Below are 9,518 nucleotides of genomic sequence, written 5' to 3' on the forward strand. Positions count from 1 at the left end.
TCCTGCAGTAAACAAAAAGGCCAACGCATCGCGTTGGCCTTTTTTATTGCTCGCTGGTTTCAGGCGCTGACGCTTTCCAGTCGATAGCCGTAACCGTAGATCGTCAGCAGTTGCCAACCCCGGTCGGCGGTCAGCCCCAGCTTGTTGCGCAAGCGGTAGATATGGGTGTCCAGCGGTCGGGAAGAGACCATTTCTTCATGGGTCCAGAATCGCTGGTACAGGTATTCCCGGGACAACGGTCGACCCAGGTTGGCGAACAGGCAGCGTGCCAGGCGGTACTCGCGCTCGGTGCAACTGATGGGGATACCGGCACGGGTGACCGTGAGCTCGGCGTCATCGAACACCAGGTCGTTGAAGCTCTGCACTTCGCTGGCGGCGTTGCGCAACACGCCATGGCGGCGCAGCACCGCATTGACCCGGGCCTTGAGCTCGTTGGGGCGAAAGGGTTTGCTGAGGTAATCGTCTGCCCCAGCGTTAAGCGCCTGGACAATATCGCTCTCGGCATCGCGGCTGGTGAGCATGATCGCCGCCGGCGGGGCTTCCATGTGCTCGCGCGTCCAGCGCAACAGCGCCAGGCCACTGAGGTCTGGCACTTGCCAGTCGAGGATCAACAGGTCAAAGGTCTCGCGCCGCAGTTGCCGCAACAGTTCCTCGCCGCGCTCGAAACTGTGCAAGCTCCAGGCGTCTTCCCCGGCTTCCGGCATCTGTCGCAGTGTCTGTTCCACCCGGCGTAGCTCGGCGGGTTCGTCATCCAGTATGGCGACACGCATTCGGGGTCGTTCCTTTATTTCGTGAAGTGTGGACGGGCAAGGCAAGGCCGTGCCGGAGCGAGTTTAGGCTGATTGGTTGAATCTGAACAATTATGGCGATTTGCTCCAGGTCGAGTGATGGCTGGTTACGCTGATATCAATTAGCCGGTAACTGGCCAAAATCTGACTCGATGGCGCAAGGAAAGGAACGATGGTTAGCAGGTTGGATCTTCGCGCCGGGATGTCGAAGGTGACCTTGGGCGTGGTGCTGACCCGGTGCCTGTGTTTGGCATTTTTCACCAGTATGGGGATGGCTTCGCCCACGGTGAACTCCAGCACCGCGGCTGCGCCCGTGGCGCAGCCGCCACGCTACTACAGCCCGGCAGTGATCAATGTCGGCTTCAGTGATTCACGGGGTTTTGCCCCGGTCAGCGGCGCCGAGGACGGCGACCAGGGCACGCGTTTGCGAACCCGGGAAGACCAACCGCGCTGGGTGTTCTGAAGGGCTGGACGGAGAATTCTGAACAAATATGCAGAATCGACTTTTCGGTCATTGGTGTAGGTAAATTCGTAAGTGTCGAGCGGCAATGGAGCATTCGGAAGTGCTCCGACACAGGGAGTGTCGACGCCAACCTGGCGGGACCGCCGATCGCCGGTTCGCTTGCGGTCTGCAGTCCAGGGGGAAAACAGGGAGCCGCTCAAGATCCACGCTGGATCCTGGCAGATCCGGCCGACACAGGGACGTGTCACCTCAATCCCTTCAGGTCTGTGCAAATCTGCCTACCTGGCGCAGCGCCCCGTCAGGTATGGTGCGTGCTGCTGTTGACTCAGCGGCTCGAACAGATTTTCAGAAAATGCGCCAAAGCGAATCCCATGACTCCAATCTCCTCCTTGCACTGTCGCCACTTGGGTACTTGCCTGTTGCTCGTGGCAGGCCTGGTCGGTCCGTTGACCCAGAGCGCCACTGCCGCCTCTTCCAGCGCCAAGCGCCTGCCCTACATCGATGACCAGCAGCAATGCCGTGGCCAACCGCTGCCCGCTACGGTCGAACACCTGACGGGCGAAGCCTGGAAGCTTGATCGCAAGGGCCAGCAGGTGGCGCTGGAGGAAGGCATGACGGTGGATGAGGAGGAAGGCGTGAAGACTTCTCCTACAGCCTTTGTCAGCCTGTCCCTGGGTGATGGCTCGCGTATCGTCCTGCCCTCCAGCTCCCAGGTCACCCTGAGCCTCAACGATGAGCTCAAGGTGCCTCAGGTCCTTCTGCAACAAGGTCAGGTCGAGTCTTATGTGATCAAGCGCGCCAGCGACTATGATCGTTTCCAGATCGTCACACCGGTAGGTGTGCTCGGCGTTCGCGGTACCCACTTTCGGGTGCGCAACGATGCTACCGGGCACTCGCTGCTCGAGGTGCTCAATGGCCAGGTGGCCGTGGACCGGGATGAGCTGGCGAAAAAACCTGCGGGCAAACCCTTGCCCGTTGCCCGCGCGGATGATGAAGTACAGGTCATGGCTCGCCAGGGGCTGCGCATCCAGAAGGAAGGCAAGTTGACTCCCAGTGACCTGCTTCCGGCTCCTCGATTGCTCGGCCAGGCCGGGCAGACGGGCCCGACACCGGTCTGGAAATTGATCATGAAACCGCTGGAAGGCGCCACGCGTTATCGGGCCCAGGTCGCCACCGATACCGGGTTCATGAACATCAAGCAGGAACAGTTTTCCGCTACGCCAGAGATCAATTTCAGCGGATTGAAGGCGTTTTATTATCACGTTCGGCTCTCGGCATTCGATCAGCAGGGGCTTGAAGGAGAAACCGGGGTATATGACATCTTCTATTACCCCAGCCCCTCACGGGTCCAATAGCGCCGCGGCGATGGGCCGATGACGCGCTGGCCAAGGAAGGAAGGTCGCGAGCCGACCCAGGCGCAGCGATTGTTTCGGCGAATGGTCCGCGAATGGCTAGGGGTCAGCCTGATCCTGCTGCCGCTGACGGCGGTATTGTCCCTGAGCCACGGCCTGACCCTGAGCAACTTGCTGTACGACAACCTGCGACGCTTGAGCCCGCTGCCGGTCGACCCGCGCATTCTCATCGTGACCATCGACGACTTCAGCCTGCAGCAACTCGGCAAGTGGCCCTGGCCGCGGACCGTGCACGCCGACCTGCTCGACCGGTTGACCGCGGCCGAGCCCAAGGGCGTGTTGTTCGATGTGATCTTCAGCGAGCCGGACCCCTCCCCCGAGAATGACCAGCGCCTGGCCCAGGCACTCTGCCGGGCCGGCAATGTGTACATTCCGTTGCTGCGCGAAGGGGCCGCTCGCTTTGACCAACCACTGGGTGAGATCGAACCCGTGGCACCCTTGAGCCAATGCGCCAAAGGGGTCGGACACATCAATGCCGAAGCGGACGCTGACGGCAAGGTACGCAGTGTCTACCTGCGTGAAGGTCCGGCGCCGCAACTGCGAGCGCAATTGGCGTGGCTGCTCTACCAAGCGAGCACCGACGCTCCTGCCGCCCTGCCCGGCTCGTCTGCGCCGCAGACGGTGCAAGGCTGGCAACGGGCCAATAGCGTGCGTATTCCGTTCATCAGCCAGCCTGGTGGATTTCCCACAGTGCCTTACGCCAGCGTGTTGCGTGGGGACGTGCCAGCGCAACTGTTGCGCGACCGCTTGATTCTGATCGGGTCCACCGCGCCGGGCCTGGGCGACCGCTATGTGACACCACAGTCAGCGAGCCTCGGCACCACACCGGGCATCGAGATCCAGGCCAATCTACTCAACGGCCTGCTGCAAAAGCGCAGCATCCTGGTGCTGGGCAATGGCTGGACGCTGAGTTTATCCACAGCCCTGGTTGCCGGACTGCTGGCCCTGCTGCTGTTCCGGCCGCGGCGCGCGCTGTGGTTGACCCTGGGCGGCATGGCGAGTGCCCTGCTGGTCTCTGCGTTATTGCTGCGGGCAGGATGGTGGTGGTCGCCGATGGCCAGCCTGCTGGGGATGTTACTGGGCTATCTGATCTGGAACTGGCGCCGCCTGAATGCGGTACTCGCCTATTTCGGCTGGGAACTGGAGAGGCTGGATAACGAACCCAAGGTATTCCCCGAGCGCCGTCGTACAGCGGCCCCGGCTGGCGATGTACTTCAGGGACAGATTGTCGCCCTGGAACAGGCCATGAGTCGCACCCGCGATACTCGTCGGTTTATTGCCGATGGCCTGGAGTACTTGCCAGTGGCGACCTTGATCAGCGGACCGGATGGCCAAGTGCTGTTGGCCAACCGCAATGCCCGCGCGCTGTTCGCCGATGACCTGGTGGGTGAGCCACTGGTGGCCCGCCTGGCCGGACTAGGTTATCCAGGGCTGCAGGAAGGGGCTTTGCCGGCGGTTTCGACCCTGGGCAGCAGCGAGTTTCGCGACCACCAGGGACGCAGTCTGCGGCTGGAGCTGGAGCCGCTGCTGCCGGCTGAAGGCGGCGTGGCGATTGGCTGGCTGCTCAGCCTGACCGACCTGAGCCTTGAGCGTGAGGCCGAGGAACAGCGCGCGGTGCTGCTGCGCTTTCTTTCCCATGATCTGCGTGCGCCGCACTCGGCGATCCTGGCCCTGCTCGACGTGCAGCATCAACAAGGCAGCGCGGACCCGCACCTGCACAGTCAGATCGAGCTACAGGTGCGCAAGGCCCTGGGCCTGACCGAAGCCTTCGTACAACTGGCCAAGGCGGAATCGGAGGCCTATCAGTTCGCGCCGAGCATGTTTGCAATGTTGGTGCTCGACGCATTCGATCAAGCCATGAGCAGCGCCCAGCTGAAACAGATCGAGCTGCTGCATGACCTGGATGACGAAGCCGAAGGCATGGTGCTGGCGGACCAGTCGCTGCTGACCCGGGCCCTGTTCAATCTGTTGGAGAACGCCATCAAGTACAGTCCGGCCGGGAGCCAGGTACGGCTGCGGGTCAGTTGTGCACAGGGCTGGCTCAGCTGTGAGATCAGTGACCAGGGCCAGGGTATCGCGGCTGAGGAGCTACCCGAACTGTTCAGCCAGTACCGGCGCTTTGCATCCTCGCAGGGCAGTGAAGGCTTGGGCCTGGGGCTGTCGATGGTCAAGGCGGTAGTGGATCGCCATGGCGGGCGGATCCTCTGTCAAAGCCGGGTCGCCGAGGGCACGACTTTCCGGGTTGAGTTGCCGTTACTGGAGGATTGATTGGTGGTTCGAACGGGCATAAAAAAACCGGCATCCATGGCCGGTTTTTTTATCACTGGGAAAACTTATGCACGTTTTACGGCGTTTTATCAGCTTAAGAAATATGCATATAAATCATTGAGTTAGATAAAGAATAAAGCATTCAGCAGGAAATCCGTGCACAGGTTATCCACAGAATCACTGCGCTTGTTTATCCACCGCAGCGGACAGTGGCGGCAGTGAGCCCATGTCGCGCTGGGTCTGCTCATTCCATGCGGCAGCGCGGTCGTTCAACTCGGCAACGGCCCGTGGTCCGCTGCCTTCGGCGTACATTGGCGCGCCGATGACCACGGTGATAACCCCCGGCTTCTTCGCCCAGCCGGTTTTCGGCCAGAACTTGCCAGCGTTGTGCGCAATCGGCAGCACCGGCAACTGGGCGTTGACCGCCAGCGCCGTACCGCCCCGGGAGAACTTGCCGACAGTACCAAACGGTACGCGGGTGCCTTCCGGGAAGATCAGCACCCAGACCTTGTCCTTGAGCAGTTCGTCACCCTTCTTGGCGACATGCTTGAGGGCGGCCTTCGGGTTGTCGCGGTCGATGGCGATCGGGCGCAGCATGGCCATTGCCCAGCCGAAGAACGGCACGAACAGCAACTCGCGCTTGAGCACTTGGCTCAAGGGCTCGAAGTACGCGGAGAGAAAGAAGGTCTCCCAGGTGCTCTGGTGGTTCGACAGGATCACGCACGGCTGGTCCGGGACGTTCTCGGCGCCTTTGACTTCATAGCGGATGCCCAGGAACACCTTGCTCAGCCACAACGCGCAGCGGCACCAGTAGACGTTGATGAAACGGTAGCGTGCCTTGAACGGCAGGAAAGGCGCGATGAAAAAGCTCAGGCTGCACCACAGCAACGAACTGGTGCCCAGCAGCAGGTAAAAAAGAAAGGTTCTGATTGCCTGCAAGATCGACATGGTCGCGATTACCGTTGCGGGTCAGTGCCCGCCTTCTATAAAGCGCGCTCCCGAACAGTCCTTGGTCAGGAAGTCAGAATCGCCCTAGTTGTTGATAAGTTCTGCGGCAATCGCCGCCAGATCGTCAAAAATCAAAGTGCCTGCCGGCAGGGTCTTGCCCTGAGTCTTTGCGCCTTTACCGGTTTTTACCAAGACTGGCTGAGAGTCGACGGCTTTTGCCGCCTCCAGGTCACTGAGACTGTCGCCGACGAACCACAGGCCCGTCAGCGGCACGTCGTAATGTGCGGCAATGGTTTTTAGCATGCCGGGTTTCGGCTTGCGACAGTCACAGCCTGCGTCCGGCCCGTGGGGGCAGTAGACGATCAGGCCGAGTTCGCCACCCTGCTCGGCCACCAGCGTACGCAAGCGCGCATGCATGGCGTCCAGGGTGGCGACATCGTAATAGCCACGAGCGATGCCCGACTGGTTGGTAGCAACCGCTACCGTCCAGCCGGCCTTGCTCAACTGCGCGATGGCTGCGATCGATCCCGGCAGTGGAATCCACTCCGCCACCGACTTGATGTAAGCGTCGGAGTCATGATTGATCACCCCGTCCCGATCGAGAATCAGCAGTTTCAAACGGTCTTACCCCAGCAACGAAATGTCGGCAACGCCCAGGAACAGGCCACGCAAGCGTGCCAGCAGTGCGTAACGGTTAGCCCGCACGTTGGCGTCTTCGGCATTGACCATTACTGCTTCGAAGAACGCATCCACTGGCTCGCGCAGGGCTGCCAGGCGCGCCAGTGCTTCACGGTACTGGCGAGCGGCGGCCATTGGCTGCACAGCCTGGTCCGCTTGCTGGATCGCCGAGTACAGGGAGAACTCGTTGGCGTTGTCGAAGTACTTGGCCTCAACCGTGGTCGGTACGCTGCCTTCGAGCTTGCTCAGCAGGTTCGACACGCGCTTGTTCACCGCGGCCAGGGCGGCGGCTTCAGGCAACTGACGGAAGGCTTGTACCGCCTGCACGCGTTGATCGAAGTCCAGCGCCGAACCCGGGTTCAGGGCACGCACCGACAGGTAGGTAGCCACGTCCACGCCTTCGTCTTCGTAACGCGCACGCAGGCGGTCGAAGATGAACTCCAGCACCGAGTCAGCCAGGCCTGCGGACTTGACCTTGGCCCCGAAGGCTGCCACGGCGAAGGCCACGGCGTCGGTCAGGTCGAGTTCCAGCTTCTTGTCGATCAGGATGCGCAACACGCCCAGCGCTGCACGGCGCAGGGCATACGGGTCTTTGCTGCCGGTTGGCAGCATGCCGATACCGAAGATGCCGACCAGGGTATCGAGTTTGTCGGCGATCGCCACAGCCGCACCGGTCAGGGTGCTCGGCAGCTCGGCGCCAGCACCGCGCGGCATGTACTGCTCGTTCAGGGCCAGGGCAACGTCTTCTGGCTCGCCATCGTTGAGGGCGTAGTAGTAACCGGCGACGCCTTGCATCTCCGGGAACTCACCGACCATTTCGGTCGCCAGGTCGCACTTGGACAACAGACCCGCGCGCGCAGCCCATTGAGCGTTGCCGCCAATGTGCGGGGCGATGAAGGCGGCGAGCTTGGAAACGCGCTCGGCCTTGTCGTAGACGCTGCCCAGTTTTTCCTGGAACACCACGTTCTGCAGGCGCAGGTTGAAGTCTTCGAGTTTCTGCTTCTTGTCTTGCTTGAAGAAGAATTCGGCATCGGTCAGGCGTGGGCGAACCACTTTCTCGTTACCGTCGATGATCTGCTGCGGGTCTTTGCTCTCGATGTTGGCCACGGTAATGAAGCGTGGCAGCAACTTGCCGTCGGCATCCAGCAGGCAGAAGTACTTCTGGTTGTCCTGCATGGTGGTGATCAGGGCTTCTTGCGGCACGTCGAGGAAACGTTCTTCGAACGAGCACACCAGCGGCACTGGCCATTCGACCAGCGCGGTCACTTCGTCGAGCAGCGCCGGCGGAACGATCGCCGTGCCTTCCTGGCGGGTGGCCAGCTCTTCGGTGCGCTTGCTGATGATCTCGCGGCGCTCGTTGGCGTCAGCCAGCACGTAGGCGGCACGCAGGTCGGTCAGGTAGCTTGCCGGCGAACCGATGCGCACGTTTTCCGGGTGGTGGAAGCGGTGACCACGGGAATCGCGACCGGCCTTCTGGGCCAGGATGGTGCAGTCGATGACCTGGTCACCCAGCAGCATGACCAGCCATTGGGTCGGACGGACGAACTCTTCCTTGCGGGCACCCCAGCGCATGCGCTTGGGAATCGGCAGGTCATTGAGCGAATCTTCGACGATGGTCGGCAGCAGGCTGGCGGTTGGCTTGCCCTTGATCACCTGGCTGAAACGCAGTTTCGGGCCGCTCTGGTCGATTTCGCTCAGCTCGACACCGCACTTCTTGGCAAAACCCAGGGCGGCCTGGGTCGGGTTGCCTTCGGCATCGAACGCGGCCTGGCGTGGCGGGCCGTCGAGGTTGATGCTGCGATCCGGTTGCTGGGTCGCCAGCGCGCTGATCAGCACGGCCAGGCGCCGTGGCGCGGCGTAGACCTGCTTGGCTTCATAGCCCAGGCCCGCAGCTTGCAGGCCCTTGTCGATACCGGCCAGGAAGGCCTCGGCCAGGGTGTTCAGGGCCTTGGGTGGCAGTTCTTCGGTGCCCAGTTCAACCAGGAAATCTTGCGCACTCATTGTGCAGCCTCCAGCTTGGCCAGTACTTCATCACGCAGGTCCGGTGTCGCCATCGGGAAGCCCAGCTTGGCGCGCGCCAGCAGGTAGGCTTGCGCAACGGAACGCGCCAGGGTGCGCACACGCAGGATGTATTGCTGACGCGCGGTCACCGAGATCGCCCGGCGCGCATCCAGCAGGTTGAAGGTGTGCGAGGCCTTCAACACCATTTCGTAGCTTGGCAGCGGCAGCGGCTGGTCGAGTTCGATCAGGCGCTTGGCTTCGCTTTCGTAGAAGTCGAACAGTTCGAACAGCTTCTCGACGTTGGCGTGCTCGAAGTTGTAGGTCGACTGCTCCACCTCGTTCTGGTGGAACACGTCGCCGTAGGTCACCTTGCCCATCGGGCCGTCAGCCCAGACCAGGTCATAGACCGAGTCCACGCCTTGCAGGTACATGGCCAGGCGCTCGAGGCCGTAGGTGATTTCGCCGGTCACCGGGTAGCACTCGATGCCGCCCGCCTGCTGGAAGTAAGTGAATTGGGTCACTTCCATGCCGTTGAGCCAAACTTCCCAGCCCAGACCCCAGGCGCCGAGGGTCGGCGATTCCCAGTTGTCTTCGACGAAACGGATGTCGTGCACCAGCGGATCCAGGCCCACGTGCTTGAGGGAGCCCAGGTACAGCTCCTGGAAGTTGTCCGGGTTCGGCTTCAGGACTACCTGGAACTGGTAGTAGTGCTGCAGACGGTTCGGGTTTTCGCCGTAGCGGCCGTCAGTCGGGCGACGACTGGGCTGCACATAAGCGGCGTTCCAGGTTTCCGGGCCGATGGCGCGCAGGAACGTGGCGGTATGGAAAGTGCCGGCGCCTACTTCCATATCGTAGGGCTGAAGTACCACACAACCTTGCTGGGCCCAGTATTTCTTGATGTTGTGTATATATTATTTGTTTTTTCGATTGTCTTGGTTAGTTTTGGTATGGATTTTCATT

The 9,518-nt window shown here is 61.5% G+C and carries 8 protein-coding genes; 3 read left to right on the forward strand and 5 right to left on the reverse strand.

Translation table 11 applies throughout. The annotated features are described in order from the left end of the window. Nucleotides 1–59: 59 nt before the first annotated feature. Nucleotides 60–770 (reverse strand): response regulator transcription factor, encoded by a 711-nt coding sequence (locus ACIOVD_RS27140; protein WP_095165078.1) that lies wholly within the window; start codon nucleotides 768–770, stop codon nucleotides 60–62. Nucleotides 771–960: 190 nt separating this feature from the next. On the opposite strand from ACIOVD_RS27140, the gene ACIOVD_RS27145 reads away from it, so the two are divergent. The 3 genes from ACIOVD_RS27145 to ACIOVD_RS27155 all read left to right on the forward strand — a co-directional run bounded on the left by ACIOVD_RS27145 (nucleotide 961) and on the right by ACIOVD_RS27155 (nucleotide 4,931). Beyond that, nucleotides 961–1,251, forward strand: a complete 291-nt coding sequence (locus tag ACIOVD_RS27145) for a hypothetical protein (RefSeq protein ID WP_401131226.1) — start codon at nucleotides 961–963, stop codon at nucleotides 1,249–1,251. Nucleotides 1,252–1,622: 371 nt separating this feature from the next. After that, the gene (locus ACIOVD_RS27150; RefSeq protein WP_401131228.1) at nucleotides 1,623–2,606 is read left to right on the forward strand and encodes a FecR domain-containing protein; all 984 of its coding nucleotides are present in this window, start codon (nucleotides 1,623–1,625) and stop codon (nucleotides 2,604–2,606) included. Between the two features lie 18 nt (nucleotides 2,607–2,624). Next, nucleotides 2,625–4,931 (forward strand): CHASE2 domain-containing protein, encoded by a 2,307-nt coding sequence (locus ACIOVD_RS27155; RefSeq protein WP_401131230.1) that lies wholly within the window; start codon nucleotides 2,625–2,627, stop codon nucleotides 4,929–4,931. A gap of 177 nt (nucleotides 4,932–5,108) precedes the next feature. Here ACIOVD_RS27155 and ACIOVD_RS27160 read toward each other — a convergent pair whose 3' ends face one another. The 4 genes from ACIOVD_RS27160 to glyQ all read right to left on the reverse strand — a co-directional run bounded on the left by ACIOVD_RS27160 (nucleotide 5,109) and on the right by glyQ (nucleotide 9,466). Continuing rightward, nucleotides 5,109–5,879 carry a 1-acyl-sn-glycerol-3-phosphate acyltransferase gene (locus tag ACIOVD_RS27160; protein ID WP_095165082.1) on the reverse strand — a complete coding sequence of 257 codons (771 nt, stop codon included), beginning with the start codon at nucleotides 5,877–5,879 and terminating at the stop codon, nucleotides 5,109–5,111. Between the two features lie 84 nt (nucleotides 5,880–5,963). After that, nucleotides 5,964–6,497, reverse strand: a complete 534-nt coding sequence (gmhB, locus tag ACIOVD_RS27165) for a D-glycero-beta-D-manno-heptose 1,7-bisphosphate 7-phosphatase (protein ID WP_159992944.1) — start codon at nucleotides 6,495–6,497, stop codon at nucleotides 5,964–5,966. Between the two features lie 6 nt (nucleotides 6,498–6,503). Next, nucleotides 6,504–8,558 carry a glycine--tRNA ligase subunit beta gene (gene glyS, locus ACIOVD_RS27170; RefSeq protein ID WP_401131233.1) on the reverse strand — a complete coding sequence of 685 codons (2,055 nt, stop codon included), beginning with the start codon at nucleotides 8,556–8,558 and terminating at the stop codon, nucleotides 6,504–6,506. Next, nucleotides 8,555–9,466, reverse strand: a complete 912-nt coding sequence (glyQ, locus tag ACIOVD_RS27175) for a glycine--tRNA ligase subunit alpha (protein ID WP_401131235.1) — start codon at nucleotides 9,464–9,466, stop codon at nucleotides 8,555–8,557. Before glyQ ends, glyS begins: the two co-directional genes overlap by 4 nt. Between the last annotated feature and the right edge of the window lie 52 nt (nucleotides 9,467–9,518).

It is taken from the genome of Pseudomonas sp. NPDC087626 (assembly GCF_044743405.1).
GTDB lineage: Bacteria > Pseudomonadota > Gammaproteobacteria > Pseudomonadales > Pseudomonadaceae > Aquipseudomonas.

Excerpts from the sequence above, each read along its gene's own strand:
- ACIOVD_RS27150 (WP_401131228.1), top strand. The coding sequence starts at position 1,623 with ATGACTCCAATCTCCTCCTTGCACTGTCGCCACTTGGGTACTTGCCTG.
- ACIOVD_RS27140 (WP_095165078.1), bottom strand. The coding sequence starts at position 770 with ATGCGTGTCGCCATACTGGATGACGAACCCGCCGAGCTACGCCGGGTG.
- ACIOVD_RS27145 (WP_401131226.1), top strand. The coding sequence starts at position 961 with ATGGTTAGCAGGTTGGATCTTCGCGCCGGGATGTCGAAGGTGACCTTG.
- glyS (WP_401131233.1), bottom strand. The coding sequence starts at position 8,558 with ATGAGTGCGCAAGATTTCCTGGTTGAACTGGGCACCGAAGAACTGCCA.
- ACIOVD_RS27160 (WP_095165082.1), bottom strand. The coding sequence starts at position 5,879 with ATGTCGATCTTGCAGGCAATCAGAACCTTTCTTTTTTACCTGCTGCTG.
- ACIOVD_RS27155 (WP_401131230.1), top strand. The coding sequence starts at position 2,625 with ATGACGCGCTGGCCAAGGAAGGAAGGTCGCGAGCCGACCCAGGCGCAG.